The sequence below is a fragment of the Paenibacillus sp. P22 genome (assembly GCF_000469945.2).
In the GTDB taxonomy this organism is placed as follows: domain Bacteria; phylum Bacillota; class Bacilli; order Paenibacillales; family Paenibacillaceae; genus Paenibacillus_O; species Paenibacillus_O humicus.
On the sequence record NZ_CBRA020000015.1, the window covers coordinates 15,047 to 33,533 of the forward strand.

Sequence of the window (18,487 nt, forward strand, 5' to 3'; positions counted from 1 at the left end):
TAAATTGGAGAAAGGAGGTGGAGTATAGCAAGGCTTGCAATCCTCCTACTGTCATTCCGAATCCATCCGTTGAATTCGGAACGGCCAACATCAACGTCAGCAACAACTTTTTCTACAAGCAGTTCAGCTTCAAGGACGCGAGGTGGGTGTCATGAAATCGTATCAGTCTCCCCGGATCATCATGCATCAGGCGGTTGAGTTCGGCACCGTCAATATCAGCAATAATTTCTTTTATGAATGGTGCAAGTGCTATAACTTCAAGCCGTTCATTTGCAGGCTGTTTTATGGCAATATCGGCCCCAAAGGAGCATCAGGCATCTCGACTCCGCTTGATTTCCCGGAAGGCTGGATTCCGAAAAAATAAGTTGATGATCAGCTTTTTGGATGAGGTGGATGTCAATGAAGCCGTATATGGCTCCAGCTGTACTTATGCATCAGACGGTCGAGTTCGGAACGGTCAATATCAGCAACAACTGGTTCTACAAATGGTGCGTCAGCCAAGGGATGAAGCCGTTCATCTGCAAGCTGTTCTACGGCTCCAATCCGGGCAATCCTCCCTGCGGCTGCAGCAAGCCGCTCGGGTATCTGGACCGTTACGACGGTCCGAAGTAATCCACCGCACCGGCAATCCTGAGGGGGAACGGGCTTCAAGCCGCCGTTCCCCTCTCTCGGAGCATCGTTGCGGCGAATTGTCACATATGGGGTGATACAATATGTATCTGTATACGTCGAGAATCAGGGATCACCGGCTTGTCTTCAACGTCCAGACCGAGCATCTGAAGGAATGGATCGCCAGCCGGTTTCCGGAAGAAATGGATGAGCCGGCGGACGGCAGCGGTCAAGCCGTCGAATCCATCCACCTGTACATAACGGATTTCTACGGCTCCATGTACGATGACGGTCCCGTGGAGATCGAAGACAACGGCGAGACGGTGACGTACAAGCGGATCGACTACCGGATGGAAGTCTCGGCCGATTACGGCAGCGTCGATCTCAAGGTATTCGACGATCTGGCGCTCAAGCATGCGCTCATCACCTGGTACAGCGCCTGGCTGATCCACCGCCGCAAAGGCCTCCTGATCCATTCCTCCTGCGTCGTGGAGAACGGCAAGGCATGGATTTTCGTCGGCCACTCCGGGGCGGGCAAGTCCACGGTCGCCGAGCTGTCGGCGCCGCGGCCGATCTTGTCCGACGAGGCGACTCTCCTGCTGTTCGACGGCCAGGGCGGCATCGTCATTCAGGACTCGCCGCTGCGCAGCGAGAACGAGGAGAGGGGCGAGGCGAGCAGCTGTCCGCTTGGCGGCATCCATTTCCTCATCCAATCGCCGGAGGTTCAGAGAGTCCGGCTGGGCAAGGTGGACACCCTGATCGGCCTTATGGACAAGGTGTTCTATTGGAAGCACAGCAAGCTGGAGACGGGCAAGATGATCGCGGCATGCCGCGAGGTTGTCGAGAAGGTGCCTGCGTACAATCTCTATTTTCAAAAAAACGATGCATTCTGGGGGCAGATTTCATGACGATATCGGCAGGCCGGATCCTGCGCCGGCAGGAATCCGTCGAGTCGGCGGAGATGGACGGGGAGTGGGTGCTGCTTGATCTCGACAGCCACTCCATTACCAAGGTCAACGAGATGGGCGGTTATATCTGGGAGCAGCTGGAGCATCACAACACGCTCGGGCAGCTTATCGACCGGATCGCCTCCGAGTACGATGTCGACCGCGAGGTCGCCAGGCGGGACGCGGAAGTCTTCATCGCGGAGCTGATCCGGGTAGGACTGGTCACGCATGGATAGCAGGGGAGAGGATATGGCTCCGATCGTTGCCGCCTTGCTGCGCAAGCGCGGCAGCATCGAGCTGCCGTCCTTCGGGATGAGCATGTATCCCCTAATCCAGGAAGGCGATGTCAGCCGGTTCGTCACGACGGATGCGGCTGAGCTGGCCGTAGGGGATGTATGCTTGTTCGTCAATGCCTATGGAATCATGACCGGCCACAGGCTGGTCTCCATAGGAAGCGAAGACGGAGACGATGTCTTTCTGTTCCGGGGGGATACGAGCTTCATCCCGGATGATCCCGTGCCGGCCGGAGCGATTCTGGGAAAGTGGACGGGAGTCAGGAGCGGCTCGGGATGGAAGCCGGAGAGCGGATTCCGCTCCCGGGCGCTGCGCCTGCTCGTGCTCCGCATCCCGCTGACGCGCAAGGTGCTGCGCAAGCTGGGCAATTGGAGCATGTCCAGGAAGCCGCTGTACCGCTCCACATCATAGTGCGCCGGAGCCGAGCGCGGAAAGGCCGGTAGCAATCATGGCAAGGACACCGAAGCAGCACAAGGCAATAGTGGAAGGCGAGGCTGCGGGAGCGGCCTCCGCTCTCAGGCAGAGGCTTGATGGAGCCTGGCTCAAGCTGAGCGGGGACATCAACGAGGCGCGCCAGTTCGAATCCTACCGCATTCTGTTCACCGACCGGGAGGTCGCGGTTCTGAACGACAGGGGGCAGCTGCAGCGCCGCTACCCCAAAGGCATGATCGACGAGATCGAATTCCGCCAGGCCTTGTCGGGCGGCGCCTTGATCCTGATGACGAGGGACGGCATGCGGGAAGCGGGCCGCTTCTCCGCCGGCCATGCGGAGGCATGCGCCAAGGCGATGCCGGCCATCTCAGCGTGGCTCGACGAGCCGGTGCCTGTCCCGGGCTTCTCCCCGCTGCTGGAGACGTCCGCGCCTGCGTCTGGCAGCGGTCGGGACAGCGGCAGCCAGGCCGAGCAGGAACCTGCCTCAGACGCCCGCCGGCGTCCGGGCAGAGCCTGCGCCGTCTGCGGCAGGCGCCTGCTGCACCGGCGGACCAAGTGCCTGCGCTGCAGCAACAAGGCCAAGATGTTCCGGCGGATACTCGCTTATGCGTCGCCTCACCGCAAGCTGATGAAGGCCAGCGGCATCCTGCTGCTGCTGAGCATTCTCCTCGAACTGCTCCCCACCTATCTCATGAAGCTCCTGATCGACAACTTCACCTTGGGCGGAAATCCTTCGACGCTTCTCCTGCTCATCGGCGCGATGGCCGGCGCCCATCTGGCCGGTACGGGCTTGTCCATGGCCAGGAGCTATATCGGCCTGCGCTTCGGCGGCAAGCTGATGGGCGACATCCGCAAGGATGCCTTTGCCTCCCTGATGCGGCTGTCGCTCGGATTTTTCGACCGGAGGCAGGTGTCCCAGTTCATCGGGCGCGTCCAGAACGATACGGAGGAGCTCAAGCAGTTCCTGACGGAGGGATTCATCCAGATTCTGTCGCAGGTTTTGATGGCGGCCGGGGTGCTGGGCCTGCTGTTCTACCTCAACGCCCCTCTGACCTGGATGATCCTGATTCCGCTCCCCTTCCTCGCTCTCGGGATGCTCTGGCTGTGGCCGCGCGTGCAGGTCATGTGGTACTCGCAGTGGATGGGCACGATGGGAGTCAACAACGTCATCGGCGAAACGCTCCAAGGCATCCGGGTCATCAAGGCGTTCGCCCAGGAGAAGAGGGAGAAGGAGCGCTTCGGCAAAGCCAACGATCTGCTCGTCAAGAAGATGATCACCATGGGCAATATGTGGATCGGCATCTCGCCCGTCTTCTCTCTGGTCATTGCGGCCTTCGGACTGCTCGTCTGGTATATGGGGGGCAGGCATGTCCTCGACGGCAGCATGTCGCTGGGATCGCTGACGGCCTATGCTTCCTACCTGGTCATGTTCTTCGGGCCGCTGCAGTTCATGGGCGCCTCGCTCGGGATGATCAACCGCGTCATGGGATCGGCGGAGCGGATCTTCGAGATCATGGACGCGCCGAGCGATACGCCGGACCGGGAGAATGCATCCCCGCTGCCGGCCGTCCAGGGCGAGATCCGGTTCGAGGGTGTAAGGTACGGCTACGACAAGCAGCGGACGGTTCTCAAAGGAATCGACCTGGCCATCCGGCCCGGCGAGATGGTCGGCCTGGTAGGCCATTCCGGAGCGGGCAAGACGACGCTGATCAACCTGGTCTGCCGCTTCTACGATCCCGATGACGGCCGCATCTGCCTGGACGGGATCGATCTGCGGGATATCCGGCAGGAAAGCCTGCGCTCCCATATCGGGGTCGTGCTGCAGGAAACCTTCCTGTTCGATGGCACGATCGCCCAGAATATCGCCTACGGCATGAAAGAAGCCACTCCCGAGCGGATCATCGAGGCGGCTCGGATCGCCAACGCCCATTCCTTTATCTGCGGATTTCCCGAGGGCTACGAGACGAGGGTCGGGGAGCGCGGGCACCGGCTGTCGGGCGGGGAGAAGCAGCGGATCGCGATCGCGCGGGCCGTCCTGCTCGATCCGGCGATTCTCATCCTCGACGAGGCGACGGCTTCGGTCGATACCGAGACGGAGCGCGAAATTCAGGAAGCCCTTGCCCGCTTGATCCGCGGCAGGACGACGATCGCGATCGCGCACAGGCTGTCCACGCTCCGCGGGGCGGACCGGCTGATCGTGCTGGACAACGGCCGCATAGCCGAGACGGGCACGCATGACGAGCTGTACAAGAGCAAGGGAACTTATTACAGGCTGGTCGAGTCGCAGAAGCAGATGACCGAGTCGCCTCAGGAGGTGGGATAGGGATGACGAACAATCTCGTTTATATGAACCGAGCCAAGCCGGACGACGTGCTGCTGTACCACAACCGCGAAGGCTATTTGAAGGCGGTGCGCGGCGGCGAGCAGATGGGGAGGGTGAAGCTGGTCCGATGTTTCCCCTATTCGCTGCCGGACCGGCTCATCTCCATCCGATCCTATGAGGACAACGTGGAAATCGCCCTGCTGGCCGAGCTGGATCTGCTGGAGGAGGAGAGCCGCCAGGCCGCCGTCCTGGAGCTGGAGCGAAGCTACATCATTCCCCGGATCGAACGGATCGTGTCCATCCGCAAAAAAGGCTCCGAGTGGATCTGGTCGGTCGAGACCGATTATGGCCCGAGCACGCTGCGCATGAGCATCCTCCATGAAGGCATCCATGAGCTGTCCGACGACAGATGGATCGTGACGGACGATGACCAGCGGCGCTACGAGCTGTCCGGGCTGGAGCGGATGGATCGGAACAGCCGGGAGCAGTGGGGCAAGATCAGTTGAGGACGAGCCTGAGCCTGTAGAAATGGACCGCAGAGCCCCGGATGCAATGCCTAACGGTATTGCATCCGGGGCTATTTGATCTATTAGTATCCCAAGAAGGAATGTGGCTATTTTCGTCAAATATGTAAGCGTATTCATACCGTGGAGGCATTCGACAAAAAAATGAGTTTTAGCCCTTGACGGGAATCGAGATTTGTCATAAATTATAGAAGGAGTTATGATACATTTCGTAACAATGGTTAGGGTCATTGAGAGCCCTATGCCAGCTGTCCGTCATGCAGCAAAATCTTGTCGTTGATGTCGTCGGATGAGGTCATAGTCATGGCGAGGGTACAGTCGAGAAGAGCAGTCGCCCGCGAATCCTGAGCTTTTGGTCCAGGAATCAGATACATTTCGTAACCCGAGCCGTCCTATATTTACTCCAAGGAGAGATGCAGCTTGACTGAGCAATTCCACTGCGTATGCTGCGAGAAGTTGATGTCCCGCCAGGAAGCGGAGATGCTGTTCAAAACCGGTTTCTACCGCCGTTCCTACCGTCTCGGCTACTGCCGGTCCTGCGCTTTGAGCCGGGATGCGGATGATTCGGACAGCGGCGTTGCCCATATCGAGATCGTGGCCTTGCCTGCGGAGCGCCGGACGAGAGAGGGAAGCGGATTTATCGGGCGCGGCAAGATTCTGACGGCCTGACATTTCCACAGAGCTGATCCTGCCTGAGCAAGGCAGGTTTTTTTTTGCCCGGATCCGCTCCTGCCTTGCGTGCGGCAGCCTGCGGTCCGCTTTCCCGACCAAGGTCCAGGTTCCACTTCCCCTGCTTGATGGTCTATAATACAACAGGATATGTAAACGGCTGGAAGGTCGATGAGGAGGTGCAAGTTTGGAGACGAGCGCGATCGTTCAATTCAGGAACGTGACCAAGAAAATAGGCGGCAAGACCATTATCGACGGCCTCACTCTGGATTTGCCGAGGGGGGAGGTATTCGGCTTTCTCGGTCCGAACGGATCGGGCAAGACGACGACGATCCGGATGATGGTAGGCCTGATGAGAATGACGGAAGGCGAGATCCGCATCGGCGGAGCCAGCATCGCCACGGATTATGAGAAGGCGATCCGCCATGTAGGGGCTATCGTCGAGAATCCGGAGATGTACAAATACTTGACGGGGTACCAGAACCTGCTTCACTTCGCTCGGATGATTCCGGGAGTCGGGCGGAACCGCATCGACGAAGTCATTCGCCTAGCGGGGCTGGACAAGCGGATCCACGACAAGGTGAAGACCTACTCGCTGGGCATGAGGCAGAGGCTTGGCGTCGCCCAGGCGCTGCTGCACAAGCCGTCGCTGCTCATTCTGGACGAGCCGACCAACGGCCTTGATCCCGCCGGCATCCGGGAGCTGAGGGATTACCTGCGCAAGCTAGCCGAAGAGGAAGGGATTACGGTGTTCGTCTCGAGTCATCTGCTCTCCGAGATGGAGCTGATGTGCGATCAGGTGGCCATCATCCAGGCCGGCAAGCTGATCGATATCCGTTCGCTGCGCAGCGGCGATGGGTCTCAGGAGGCGGTGCCCGTACCGGTCCAGTTCGAGCTCGACCGTCCGGACGAAGCGCTGGCGGTCATCCGCCGGTCGATCCGTCCTGCCGGGGATGACGGGGGCAGGGAGATCCGCGCATCGGTAAGGGAAGGCTTGCTGGTCATCGACGCGCTGCGCGAGGATATAGCGGAGCTCAACGCTCTCCTGGTGAAGGAAGGCATCCGGGTATACGGAATCCGGTCCAAGGCGAAGTCGCTCGAGGATCAATTCCTGGAAGTGACGGGAGGTGAGTCGGTTGTTTGATTTCGGGAATCTCGTGCTCAACGAGAACATGAAGATCTACCGGCGCGCCCGGGTATGGATCATGTGGGGACTGATGGTCCTTGCGGTAGCCGCAGTATCGGGAATCGCCTATTCATCCAGTGCGAACCCGCCTTCCATGTGGCAGATGGTAGCCATCGAGATGATTGTGATGATGCCGCTTGTCAGCATTTTCGCCGTCATTGTCGCCGCTGACATCGTCGCGGGAGAATTCACGGCGGGAACGATCAAGCTGCTGCTGATCCGACCTTGGTCCCGTTCGAAGATTTTGCTGTCCAAGTATGCGGCGACGCTTCTGTTCGGTTTTTTCAGCATGGCGCTGCTGTATGCCGCGCTGCTGCTGGTCAATATCATCTTCTTCGGCTATGAGAAGGGCATCAAGGCGGCTGAGGTGTTCGGAGCCGCGGACCCTGCGATGTCGGCCTGGTCGTATTTCAACCAATCCTTCTTCATGCAGTTCATCTCCCTGATCGTAACCGTCACGCTGGCATTCATGATTTCGTCGGTGTTCCGCAGCGGCGCTCTGGCGATCGGACTTTCCTTGTTCGTCGTGCTGATGGGCAAGACGCTCGGCCAGCTGTTCGGGCTGATCGACCGCAAATGGGTCGATTACGTGCTGTTCCAGCATCTCGATCTGACCCGATACATCGGCATCGGCTCCAGCGGGGCGAACGGCGGCATGACGCTGGGCTTCTCTCTCGCCGTCCTTGCCGGCTATTATGTCATCTTCATGGCTTTGTCATGGTTCGTGTTTACGAGGCGGGATGTCGCCGCTTGACGGCTTTGTTTAACCGATGAACTTAAGTAATTTTATGGGAAAAAATAAGCGAGCCTCCGGATATGTCGATTTCTCCTGTTAAGGAGGGGCGGACATAGTCTTGGAGGCTTTTTTCGGTGCTGTAAAGAAGTAATGAATGAAATTTTCAATCCCTTAAAAAATATTACTTAATGTAAAATAATCAGTCTGAAAATGTTGAAATCCTAAAAATGGTGATTTATTTCCATGAAAATTATTTGTATTTAATGATTCGAATAAATACGAAAAATAGGAGAATTCGACCATACAAATATCGTAATAAAAATAATTATATAGTGATATATAGGTTCTAATTCCTAGCAGTTCGACTCGTTTTAGGACTTAAGAAATATAATAAATCGGGATTTTTCCTTGACCATTGTCTAAATATGGTGCTAGTATGGCCTAAGATTAATTTTCCATATATACAACAAATGGGGTGAAGAGTTGAGTAAAAATAAAGTTGGAAAAAATATAATTAAATGTACAGTAGCTGCTACTGTACTGGCGGGCAGTCTCTCAGGAATTCCTCTTTCTACGAATGGAGTTTCTCAACTGTTCGGTGTCCCTGTTGTCCGTGCGGCGAGCAGTTCGACTCAGTCGGATCTGCTGGGGAAAATCAAGCAATTGCATGAGGCTCTCGATGCTGCGGGGAAAGAAAATCTTGAGGCCGCGCTAAAGGCTGTCCAAGCGGTTCCAGACGACAGCAAGCATGATCTCATCCGGCCGGTAATCGGGAAATTCAATCTTACGGAAGATCAGAAGCATGTTCTGGGAGATCTGGCAAACGAAATCCTATACCTGAACTATGATCCAGAAGGCGCATTCCTTGAAAAGCTGCGCAGCAATGAGGCATACCGAAAGGTTCTTGTTGAACTATCCTCTGCCGCCGGACTGGATACAAGCGTAAGTGTAGATGCTGTAATGGAATACTTCCTACATATCCAAGACCTCGCTCAGATCAAGCTGCTTGCCTTGAGCGCCGTTGAACTCTCTGCTCTGACCAAGGACGAGTCCAAGCAGGAGGCGTTTCTGGAATCGTTGCTGGCTGACGTTCGAAAAGAAGAAAACAGCCCGGTAAACAAGCTGTTGAATCACTACGGAATCAATTCCGAGGACTTGAAGGCAGTAAAAAACAACATCAGGGATGCAATCGGCCAGCCTGTATATAGCGCTGCCGTCAATTCTCTGGTCAAAGCTTATTTCAAAATCCTTGATCTGGATGCTGCAAATCCGGGAGTTCCTGTAGATCCTGTAGATCCCGTAGATCCCGTTGATCCTGTAGATCCACCCGTAAATCCTACCTATCCAACGGTTATCGTCACGCCTCCTGCATCGGATTTGGATTCGACCTTCAACCAGCTTCTCCAAAAGCTGGCCAATGCATCGGATTCCGAGAAGCAGGAGCTTGTGAAGCAAGCCGTCCAGCTGGCCAATGAAGAGCTGAAGAAAGTTCAAACCTTGGATGCATCCAAGCTTGCCGTAGTTGCCGGCAACGAGGCGTTGGTAGAGCTGGGTCCTGAGTTGAACGATCTGCTGGACAAAGCAAAGGCTATTCTGGACAAGCTTGCTGATTTCCTGAATAAAGCGGGCTCCAAGGAAAGCCTTCCATCCGTCGCATTCAAGATTGATCTTGGGAATGTTGCCCAGGAAACGGTCACGCTCAAGATTCCGGAAGCATCCATGCAGAAGTGGGGAGCGATTCCATTCGGTTCTCTGGATGTAACCGTGAATGGCTTGACCGCATCCTTCCCTCGTGCGGATGAGTTCCAAAAATCGTTTGCCTTCACGATCAAGCAGCAGGATGCTTCTCAACAAGCAAGTCTGAAAGCGTACAAGGCTGTTTCTCCCGTATATGACTTCAGCCTTACCCTTGGCGGAGTGGCGACGGAGAGCTTTGATCATCCGATCAGCCTGTGGATTCCGGTTGCGGCTTCGGCTGGAGTGGACAAGGAGCTGCTCAGCGCAGCCCGCATCGATAACGGGAGCCTGAAATTCCAGGGCGGGGAGCTGAACGGGGACTACTTGGTTGAGCCGCGCAATCATTTCTCTTCTTATGTCGTCGTGGAGAACAAAGTCGCTTTCAACGATGTCCTCTCCGTAAAAGCGTGGGCTGGAAGGCAAATCGAGGTTCTCGCCGCCAAAGGCGCGATTGAAGGCAGAGGAAACGGAAGCTTCGATCCTAAAGGCACCGTTACCCGGGCCGAGTTTGCGAAGATGCTGATTCATGCCTTCAATCTGGAGGGCAAATCGGAAGCGGGCTCGTTCAGCGATGTTCCAAGCCAATCCTGGTTTGCTCCGTATGTCGGGTACGCCGTCAACAAAGGAATCATCAATGGCCGGACGGCTTCGCTCTTTGCTCCGAACGCTCCGATCACCCGCGCCGAGATGGCGACGATGGTATCCCGCACGCTGAAAGCAAGCAATAAGATCGGCAAGGAAGCCGCGGCAGGGACGGACACGAATCTGGCTGCGTTCAAAGACGGCGCCAGCATCAACGCTTCCCTCCGCGAAGGCGCTGCTCTGGCAGCCAGCCTCAACATCGTCATCGGGGACAATGGCTACTTCAAGCCGAATGCTAATGCCAGCCGCGCCGAAGCGGCCGTCATGATCTACCGGGCACTGCAAGTCAAATAACATGTTCTTCACTTTGGTTGAAGCATAAAATAGTCGCCGTCTTCCTCTTTTGTTTGTTTTCCTAAGAGGAAGACTTTTTAAACTTTAGCTGTCGGCTGGCTATCATTCCGACCGAGAAGGGAAGCCCATGCGAAAAAAGACAAAAGTACTGGTTTGGACGGGTGCGGTTGTTGTCGTACTTGGTACAGGCGGTATTGCAACGACAAATTTTCTCTTGAATAAGTTTTTGGATTCCATGTCGGAGCAGGTCGTGGCGACTGCCGTCGGCCAATCAGGGGAAGCAGATGCGTCAGCGGAAGCATCTGCAGATGAAGGCTCAAAGGAGAAACAGGCGGACGGAAACGTGCAAAAAGCAGCTCAAGAAACCGTTTCATCGGAGGAAAAAGCTCCTGCAGCGAAAAAAGAAGCGGCCAAAGATCCAAAAGGATATACGGCCAATCTGACCGGAGAAAAAATCAAGGAAATAAAGGACGATGTCTCGGTCTCCGACAAAATGGACGTCATGGCGATTCTCCTGAAAAAGCTGAGCCTGAGCGACATCCGCAAGCTTCAGCAGCTGGCCCAGGGCGGCTTGACCCGAGAGAAGAAACGCGAAGCCCGTGCCATCATTCACGATAAAGTCACGCCGGAGCAGTATGACGAGCTTATTACGATTGCCAAGAAGTATGGCGTCAGCCAAGGCCGGAATTACGAAGAAGTGATCAAGCAGGAAGAACGGCTGCTCAAACAGGAAAAAAGCAAGTAAAAGCAAGTAAAAGCAAGTAAAAGCAAGTAAAAGCAAGTAAAAGCATAGAAGGTAATGCCTCCTGCACCTCTATCACTGGAGACACTCGGTCATGCTGTGGGTTATGAGACCTTAGACGTTCATCGTCGGGGGCATGATGTGAGGGCGGGTTGGATGCCCCCTTTTTTTTTTATGGTAAAGAAATCGAGCTATATCCTTTAAAATAGCTGTCCAAACGTCGATTAAAGGATGTAGCTCGATTTCATTTACCGGCAGACTGGTCGTATTGGAGGGGATAGTATCAAAAAGATATTGCTGCTGGCTCAAAACTACTACCCCGAGATCGGTAGCGCCGCCAACCGAATCACGAATATGGCGAACGAACTCCAGGCTCTGGGGCACGAGGTTACCGTGCTGACTATGGAGCCAAGCTATCCTAATCGCAACATGTACAAGGACAGTCGCTTCTGGGAGCAGGACAAGCCTCCTCATCGGGTCATTCGCCTTAAAATGAGGACAAGGAAGTATAGTCATAACCTGTATAACAGGCTGCTGTTATACACGGAAATGATGTATAAATTTATTCGCACCGTGCGCAGGCTCAACCCTGAATATGATTACATACTGGCTTCAACGCCGGCTATTTTTGTGGGAATGGCGGGTATGGCGGCCAAAAAAAGGTTGAAATGTCCGCTGATTCTCGATGTCAGGGATCTATGGCCGGATTCGCTGCTGGGTACAGGCGCGTTCAATCACAGGCCGATCATCTTCCTGGCCGGCTGGATCGAAAAGCGGATTTATAGAGCAGCCAAGCATATTGTCGTAAACAGCGAAGGCTTCAAGCCTCATATCGTGAGCAAAGGAATCGAAGCGGACAAAATCAGTTTCATGCCGAATTCCTTGAACAACAAGGATATTGAAGCCAAGCCTTCCCTGCACAAGGACAATGAGGCGCTGACGGTGGTATATACCGGCAACGTTGGATTGGCTCAGGATTTGGACATCTTTTTGAAGGCTGCCGAACTCATGAGCAAGAGAAGAGATGTTAATTTCAAAATCATGGGTTATGGATACCGCTACAAAGAACTGAAGGACCGTGTGAACCAGGCTGGGATGGACAACCTGGAGATTATTGACGCCTCCAACAAAAAGGAAGCGGTCGAAGCCGTCAATCAAGCGGATATTGCCTTCGTTAGCCTGATTCCACAGAGAGTATTCGATAAAGTGCTCCCTGGAAAAATCGTCGATTATATGTCCATGGGCAAGCCGATCATCGGAGCCGTATCCGGATATTCCGCCGACCTCATCCTCCAGGCAAAATGCGGGTTCGTGTCGGAGGCTCGCGATCCGATCGCAATCGTTGAATTCATCGAAAAGCTTCTAGCTAGCAAAGAATTGAGAATGAACCTTGGGAGAAGCGGATATGAATATGCTCTGCAGCACTTTCAATGGCAGCGAAACATATCCATTTTAGATCAAATATTGGAGAATGATTATGAGCAAGAGAATTTGCATGTTCGTTTGGAACCACTTTACAAATGATGCTCGAGTCATGAGAGAATGCTCCGCTCTTGCCGAGGCTGGCTACGAAGTGGACTTGATTGCTATTCATGATTTCAAAAATCCGCACTTGCCCAGGTTCGAAAGCCGAAAGGAAGGTTATTCGGTTTATCGGGTCCGAAGCTCATTCCGTTTTCTATCCGTTGTTGCGGGCATAGCCAACCGATTGAAAAGGCATCTGCGCCAATATCCAACCCTTATAACCATACCCTTAGGACTTGCCTTGGCAGGTCTTTTTTTTTATTCCCCTATGGACTTGTTCGGCAATGATAGCCTGTGCTCTAGTTCTGCCAAGAAAAAGTCGAGGGTTTATCAACAAATCGTTGATCTTTCTGCAAATGGTCAGGCAGGGCTTGAAAAAGAAATACGACCTTTATCATAGCAACGATCTGAACACTTTGCCTCAGGGATATCTATGCAGCAGGATATGGAGAAAAAGCAAGCTCGTTTATGATTCACACGAAGTTCAGACGAGCCGGACGGGTTACAACAGTCCGGTTTACGGGATGGCTGAACGTTTCCTCGTGAAGCGTGTGGACGTCATGATTGCAGAAAATCATACGAGAGCCAAGTATACGGAACAATTGTACGGTATTTATCCGAATGTCGTGCATAACTACCCGGAGATCTCCAGGCCTGAAGAGAGCAGCCAAGTTAACCTGCACGAGCTGCTTGAAATTCCCCTGCATGAGCCGATCCTGTTATACCAGGGCGGAATTCAAATCGGACGAGGACTGGACAAGATTATAGAGGCGGTCCCATTGTTCGATCGCGGAGTGGTCGTGATGATCGGCGACGGGAAAATCAAGCCGGAGCTGGTTGCGATGGTACGGGAGCGAGGCCTGGAGCAGAAAGTAAGGTTTCTTCCTAAAGTGCCGGTGGAAGATCTGCTTCATTATACAAGAAACGCCTACCTCGGCTTCCAGGTGCTGAACAACATTTGCTTCAATCATTACTCCGCTTCCTCCAATAAATTGTTTGAATACATGATGAGCGGAGTTCCCGTAGTGGCCTGCTCTTTCCCCGAGATTCAGCGGGTTGTTGAAGGCGAGCAGATTGGTGTATGCGTGGATTCGCATAGTCCGGAGTCGATTGCAGGCGGCGTGAATAGGCTGTTGGGCGATGTACAGCTTTATAAGAGTGGGAAAGAAAACTCCTTGAAGTCAAGACAAAAGTTTAATTGGAAAAGTGAAAAAGAAAGCTTCATTAAGATATATAAGGAAGTGATTATTTAATGGAGGAGCCAAACAATACGTATTTTTTGAACGATAGGGATAAGGTATCTCTTTTATTAGCAGATGTTTTAAAACAATTGGATGAAAATAATCATATAATCAATAATCTTGAAAAAGAAATTCATACTCATAAGTTAGAAGTAGAGCAGTTAAATCGTAAGCTGGAAAAAATGAATACAATGAAAGTAATCGTAATGATGAAGTTTTATTGGAGATTGAAGAAAAAATTATCAAAGGCAGTGAAAATTAATGAAAAAAGACGAGCGTAGCCATAGCCAAATTGATAATAATCATCGTCTTATGAACCTGATTAAAAATCAACTTGATCCTAACATAATTAAATCTAAGCATTCGTTATTAAGAAAAAATTGGACTGCCTCTTCTAATGATATCACGGTAGTTAACGAAGCAAATGTACTTGTTATATCAAATACTAAAGAGACTAAAAGATATCTGTCCTACATAGAGAAAAACAACAGTTTCAGTGTCTATCCGAAGCATAGATTCCCGCTATGTTCAAAAGATGTTTTAAATATAAATATTGAAATGGAAGAATATGGCAACATAGAAATTAGTTTAATTGTCATTGAATATGATGAAAAAGAAAAAATAAATCAAATCGTGATGCCAGTCAATAGCAAGCGTAATGAGTTCCGGTTAAAGGATGAAACGAAAGCTGTACGATGCGCTCTTAAGGTAAATGGAAAAGGAACGGCTAAAATTAAAAGATTAGAGTTAATTCGAAAGCAACCTGAATTAAAAGATCTCTATGTACAAAACACTAAACCTATATCAAATAAACGTAAACAAATAATCAAATCATTAAAGAGCCTTAAAGTTGCATGCATTTTAGACGAATTCTCGAGAACTTGTTACGAGAAAAATGTCCAGCTGATTAATCTTACACCTTCCACCTGGAAAGAAACTCTTGATTCCGAAGTGCCGGATATTTTATTGGTTGAATCCGCATGGAAAGGATATCAGGGAACTTGGGAGTATAAAATTGCGACTTACAGCAATCAAGATAAAACAGACTTGAAGGAATTGCTGAACTGGTGCAGGGAAAACGGGGTTCCCACCGCTTTTTGGAACAAAGAGGATCCAATACATTTCAATAAATTTATAGATACAGCCCAATTATTTGACTACGTATTTACGACGGATAGTAACATGATTGCTGATTATCAGAAGAAAATTAAACATAATCGTGTTTTTGCCCTGCCTTTTTCTGCCGACCCTTCTTTGCATAATCCGGTCAAACTGCCTGAAGGCCGGAAGCACAAAATTAATTTTGCGGGTTCCTATTATTCGAACCGACACGAGGATCGGCAAAATGCGATGGATATTTTATTTAATCTTGCTTGTGAATATGAGTTTGATATCTATGATCGGAACTTCGAGGCTAATCTCAAAAACAAAAATAGTAATTTTCAATTCCCAGATTTCTTGAAGAATCATATCATTGGAAGCTTGTCTTACGAAGATATTGAGAAGGCCTATAAAGGTTATAGAATTTGCTTGAACGTTAATAGTGTCATTGATTCTCCCACAATGTTTTCGAGAAGGGTTTTCGAAGCATTGGCAAGCGGTACCCCTGTTGTGAGTACTAAGTCTAAAGGTATTCAAGCTATGTTTAACAACCTAGTTATCAATTCTAACGAGGTTCATGTCCTTGAAGAAGAAATGAATCTATTAATGAATGATGATCTCTATTACAGGCGCAAGTCTCTTGAAGGAATCAGAGAGATATATTTAAATCATACTTATCAACATCGACTTCAATATTTAGTAAACAAAATCGGAATCAAGGTTGAACATCCTTTGCCGATGAAACAGATTTGCATGGTTTCGGTCGTGCATTCTAAAGAAGAGTTTGAAAGAGTCTACAATTTATTTTCAAAACAAACCTGGAATGATAAAAAACTATGCATTTTTCTAGATAATTTTGAAGGATACATAGATATCCTTAATCATTATAATAACGATAAAGTGAACGCATATGTTTATTCTTATGCCGAATTTTATGGAAAAGCAGCCTCTTTCTTCGGGGATACTTATGTCTGCTATATTAATCCCAACGATCATTACGGCGAAAACTACCTGTTGGACATGGCAATAGCTATTGAATACAGCCATAGTGAAATAATCGGCAAGAGCAACAAGTACTGCTTCAAAAATAATGAGTTCATAGATAATGATGAAGATGAGTACGTATTCGTGATGAATTTGGAGCCGCATTCCTCCATGATTAAAGCGTCTATTCTCAAAGAAAACTTGTTTAAATGTTTATCTGATTTAAAAGAAAATAAAAATTTCAATAGGTATTTCCCTCAAGGACATAAGTTGTTTTCGGTAGATAAATTTAATTATATTCAGAATTTCATTTCCAAGCAGCCTGTCATATATGATCTATAAAAGAGGGTAATTATGCGACGTTTAAAAATTTTGCTCTATGGCGATGTTGACCTAAATCATCTGGATGGCTCGGCGATTTGGCTCCAATCTACTGCAAGAGTAGTGTCACAGGATCCAAACGTAGATGTGGATGTACTGCTTAAAGCAAAACCTATCAACGAGGTTGTATTATCTGATCTGAAAAAACAAACCGAGAGTGAAACTAATTCAACATCATGATGTTATTACAACTCGAAGTAATAGATTGTCCATTGAAGATGCCATTCATGCTATTGAGAAACTTGATGGTCAAAACAAGTACCATTGTATTATTGTGAGAGGCTTTGATTTGGCAAAAGAGTTGTGTCTCAAGCCCTATGCTCAAAAAGTTATTCCGTATATCACAAATATAAAATATACAGGCAGTGTCATTAATACAGAAGATGCTTATGCATTGCAGAAGATATATCACAACGTTACTTATTTTTTCGTTCAAACGGAGCAAGCCAGAGAACTGTTAGTTGAAAGTCTAAACGTGGACGGTCAGAAGTTTAGACTGTTATATCCTATGATTCCAGAAGAATTCAAGGTCGTGGATTCAAGGCCCCGTGTGAAGTCAAATACAATCGTATATAGCGGTAAGTTTGCTTCAGAGTGGTACATTGAAGAGATGTTGAATATTTTTGCAAGATTAAGAGCATTGGATTTGAATATGAAATTAAATATAGCGGGAAATAAATTTCAAGGTGATCTTGCCGCTAAAAAGAATGAACTGACTATGAGAATGCAACAAACAGAAGGTATTTCATGGACCGGCGCTGTATCCAGAAGTGCTGTTATTGATTTGGTTAGAAATTCAGACATCGGCTTTTGTTGGAGAAGTGAAAGTATCGATAATGATTCAAGTACGGAGTTATCGACAAAATTATTGGAATATGGGCGGTTAGGCAAACCGACGATCGTAAGAAGAACGAAGCTGCATGAATCCATATTAGGTAAAGATTATTTTATGTATGCAGAAACTGAGGATGAGGTTGTTGAGAAGACAATTCAAATAATGAATAATGCTCAACTGTACAGGCAAGAATCAAGGAAAATTCAAGAGGCTTGTAATAAGTTTGGGTATGAAGAATCCTATAAGAGAATCAAGGAAACATTATGGAGCTTTAATAAGGACAAAATAAATGTGGTATTTGCAGGACATGATTTTAAATTTATTCAATCTGCTATTGATTATTTTGTAGTCCAGCCCGAATACGAGGTGAAGATTGATCCTTGGACGGGGCATAACAAGCATAACGAAGAGCATAGCAAGCACTGCTTGGAATGGGCAGATGTGATTTTCTGTGAATGGGGTCTGGGCAATGCTGTCTGGTACTCGAATCATAAGATAAAAGGTCAAAAATTAATTGTTAGAATGCATCGCCAAGAAATTGAAACAGTATTTCCAGTCAACTATCAACTGGACAATATTGATCATATCGTGGCAATTTCTCCCTACATCCTTGAGGAGTTTCACAGAGTCCTTAAAATACCCAGATCTAAATTTACTATGATTTACAATATGATCAACATTAAAAAATTCAGAAAAAAGAAAATTGAAAATGCGGATATTCAATTTAATGTCGGAATCTGTGGAATAATTCCCTCTCTCAAAGGATTTGACAGAGCATTGAATATTTTTGAAAACTTATGGGAAAAGAACCAAAGGTATAAACTATTCATTAAAAGCAAACTACCTCATGAACTTCCTTGGGTTCTTAAGAGGGAACAAGAAAAGCTGTACTACGATAATGCCTTTAGTAGAATAGAGCAAGCTCCCTGGAAGAATAACGTCGTATTTGATCCTTCTGGGGATGATGTGAATGAGTGGTTCAGGAGAATTGGTTTTATTCTTTCTACTAGTGAATATGAGAGTTTTCACTTGGCTCCAATGGAAGGCATGGTTTCCGGCAGTATCCCAGTAATTTTCAATTGGCCTGGAGCAGAAACGATTTATCCCAAGAAGTATATTTTTGAGAATGAACATGAAATGTCTGCATTTATTTTTGAATCTAAATATGATGTGACTTCTATTGATATAGAAAAATATCCAATTACATATTTTGATGAAAATAAAATCTTAAAAGAAATAAAAAGAACTAATAGATATTTGAGTTCTATTTTTATTTGAAATTGAAA

The 18,487-nt window shown here is 49.3% G+C and carries 18 protein-coding genes and 1 pseudogene; all 19 read left to right on the forward strand.

Annotated elements, in window-relative coordinates; all coding sequences use genetic code 11:
• The first annotated feature begins 17 nt into the window (after nt 1-17).
• A complete protein-coding gene (locus BN871_RS27435) occupies nt 18-155 on the forward strand; it encodes a hypothetical protein (RefSeq protein WP_021877352.1) in 138 nt (45 codons plus the stop codon).
• Nucleotides 152-364, forward strand: coding sequence for a hypothetical protein (locus BN871_RS04450; protein WP_021877353.1), 213 nt, complete (start codon nt 152-154; stop codon nt 362-364). Before BN871_RS27435 ends, BN871_RS04450 begins: the two co-directional genes overlap by 4 nt.
• A 35-nt stretch (nt 365-399) precedes the next feature.
• On the forward strand, nt 400-612 hold the full coding sequence (locus BN871_RS04455; protein ID WP_021877354.1) for a hypothetical protein: 213 nt from the start codon (nt 400-402) through the stop codon (nt 610-612).
• Between the two features lie 101 nt (nt 613-713).
• A complete protein-coding gene (locus BN871_RS04460) occupies nt 714-1,517 on the forward strand; it encodes a hypothetical protein (RefSeq protein WP_021877355.1) in 804 nt (267 codons plus the stop codon).
• Nucleotides 1,514-1,792: a PqqD family protein gene (locus BN871_RS04465; RefSeq protein WP_048744811.1), complete on the forward strand. Its 279-nt coding sequence runs from the start codon at nt 1,514-1,516 to the stop codon at nt 1,790-1,792. Before BN871_RS04460 ends, BN871_RS04465 begins: the two co-directional genes overlap by 4 nt.
• Nucleotides 1,793-1,805: 13 nt before the next feature.
• Complete coding sequence (locus BN871_RS04470; protein ID WP_048744812.1) at nt 1,806-2,261, forward strand: hypothetical protein; 456 nt, start codon at nt 1,806-1,808, stop codon at nt 2,259-2,261.
• 37 nt (nt 2,262-2,298) lie between these two features.
• Nucleotides 2,299-4,605: an ABC transporter ATP-binding protein gene (locus BN871_RS04475; RefSeq protein ID WP_083436234.1), complete on the forward strand. Its 2,307-nt coding sequence runs from the start codon at nt 2,299-2,301 to the stop codon at nt 4,603-4,605.
• Nucleotides 4,606-4,607: 2 nt separating this feature from the next.
• Nucleotides 4,608-5,111 (forward strand): DUF1854 domain-containing protein, encoded by a 504-nt coding sequence (locus BN871_RS04480; RefSeq protein WP_021877359.1) that lies wholly within the window; start codon nt 4,608-4,610, stop codon nt 5,109-5,111.
• Nucleotides 5,112-5,549: 438 nt separating this feature from the next.
• Nucleotides 5,550-5,798, forward strand: a complete 249-nt coding sequence (locus BN871_RS04485) for a hypothetical protein (protein ID WP_021877361.1) — start codon at nt 5,550-5,552, stop codon at nt 5,796-5,798.
• 187 nt (nt 5,799-5,985) lie between these two features.
• Nucleotides 5,986-6,942 (forward strand): ABC transporter ATP-binding protein, encoded by a 957-nt coding sequence (locus BN871_RS04490; RefSeq protein ID WP_021877362.1) that lies wholly within the window; start codon nt 5,986-5,988, stop codon nt 6,940-6,942.
• Complete coding sequence (locus BN871_RS04495) at nt 6,926-7,738, forward strand: ABC transporter permease (RefSeq protein WP_021877363.1); 813 nt, start codon at nt 6,926-6,928, stop codon at nt 7,736-7,738. The genes BN871_RS04490 and BN871_RS04495 overlap by 17 nt, the downstream gene beginning before the upstream one ends.
• 942 nt (nt 7,739-8,680) lie before the next feature.
• Nucleotides 8,681-10,393 carry an S-layer homology domain-containing protein gene (locus BN871_RS29580; protein WP_127507131.1) on the forward strand — a complete coding sequence of 571 codons (1,713 nt, stop codon included), beginning with the start codon at nt 8,681-8,683 and terminating at the stop codon, nt 10,391-10,393.
• A gap of 127 nt (nt 10,394-10,520) precedes the next feature.
• Nucleotides 10,521-11,138, forward strand: a complete 618-nt coding sequence (locus tag BN871_RS04505; RefSeq protein WP_157060197.1) for a hypothetical protein — start codon at nt 10,521-10,523, stop codon at nt 11,136-11,138.
• A gap of 291 nt (nt 11,139-11,429) precedes the next feature.
• A complete protein-coding gene (locus tag BN871_RS04515; protein WP_083436235.1) occupies nt 11,430-12,659 on the forward strand; it encodes a glycosyltransferase family 4 protein in 1,230 nt (409 codons plus the stop codon).
• Nucleotides 12,610-13,912, forward strand: a pseudogene (locus tag BN871_RS04520) (glycosyltransferase). Before BN871_RS04515 ends, BN871_RS04520 begins: the two are co-directional and overlap by 50 nt.
• Nucleotides 13,912-14,181 (forward strand): hypothetical protein, encoded by a 270-nt coding sequence (locus BN871_RS04525; RefSeq protein WP_021877367.1) that lies wholly within the window; start codon nt 13,912-13,914, stop codon nt 14,179-14,181. The pseudogene BN871_RS04520 and the gene BN871_RS04525 overlap by 1 nt, the downstream one beginning before the upstream one ends.
• Nucleotides 14,162-16,327 carry a glycosyltransferase gene (locus tag BN871_RS04530; protein ID WP_021877368.1) on the forward strand — a complete coding sequence of 722 codons (2,166 nt, stop codon included), beginning with the start codon at nt 14,162-14,164 and terminating at the stop codon, nt 16,325-16,327. Before BN871_RS04525 ends, BN871_RS04530 begins: the two co-directional genes overlap by 20 nt.
• A gap of 12 nt (nt 16,328-16,339) precedes the next feature.
• Nucleotides 16,340-16,546 (forward strand): hypothetical protein, encoded by a 207-nt coding sequence (locus BN871_RS27440; protein WP_157060198.1) that lies wholly within the window; start codon nt 16,340-16,342, stop codon nt 16,544-16,546.
• Nucleotides 16,547-16,571: 25 nt separating this feature from the next.
• Nucleotides 16,572-18,479 (forward strand): glycosyltransferase, encoded by a 1,908-nt coding sequence (locus BN871_RS26545; RefSeq protein WP_157060199.1) that lies wholly within the window; start codon nt 16,572-16,574, stop codon nt 18,477-18,479.
• The last annotated feature ends 8 nt before the right edge of the window (nt 18,480-18,487 follow it).

Coding starts and splice junctions, on each gene's coding strand:
- BN871_RS04450 (WP_021877353.1), top strand. CDS start 152: ATGAAATCGTATCAGTCTCCCCGGATCATCATGCATCAGGCGGTTGAG.
- BN871_RS04455 (WP_021877354.1), top strand. CDS start 400: ATGAAGCCGTATATGGCTCCAGCTGTACTTATGCATCAGACGGTCGAG.
- BN871_RS04460 (WP_021877355.1), top strand. CDS start 714: ATGTATCTGTATACGTCGAGAATCAGGGATCACCGGCTTGTCTTCAAC.
- BN871_RS04465 (WP_048744811.1), top strand. CDS start 1,514: ATGACGATATCGGCAGGCCGGATCCTGCGCCGGCAGGAATCCGTCGAG.
- BN871_RS04470 (WP_048744812.1), top strand. CDS start 1,806: ATGGCTCCGATCGTTGCCGCCTTGCTGCGCAAGCGCGGCAGCATCGAG.
- BN871_RS04475 (WP_083436234.1), top strand. CDS start 2,299: ATGGCAAGGACACCGAAGCAGCACAAGGCAATAGTGGAAGGCGAGGCT.
- BN871_RS04480 (WP_021877359.1), top strand. CDS start 4,608: ATGACGAACAATCTCGTTTATATGAACCGAGCCAAGCCGGACGACGTG.
- BN871_RS29580 (WP_127507131.1), top strand. CDS start 8,681: ATGGAATACTTCCTACATATCCAAGACCTCGCTCAGATCAAGCTGCTT.
- BN871_RS04505 (WP_157060197.1), top strand. CDS start 10,521: ATGCGAAAAAAGACAAAAGTACTGGTTTGGACGGGTGCGGTTGTTGTC.
- BN871_RS04525 (WP_021877367.1), top strand. CDS start 13,912: ATGGAGGAGCCAAACAATACGTATTTTTTGAACGATAGGGATAAGGTA.
- BN871_RS04530 (WP_021877368.1), top strand. CDS start 14,162: ATGAAAAAAGACGAGCGTAGCCATAGCCAAATTGATAATAATCATCGT.
- BN871_RS27440 (WP_157060198.1), top strand. CDS start 16,340: ATGCGACGTTTAAAAATTTTGCTCTATGGCGATGTTGACCTAAATCAT.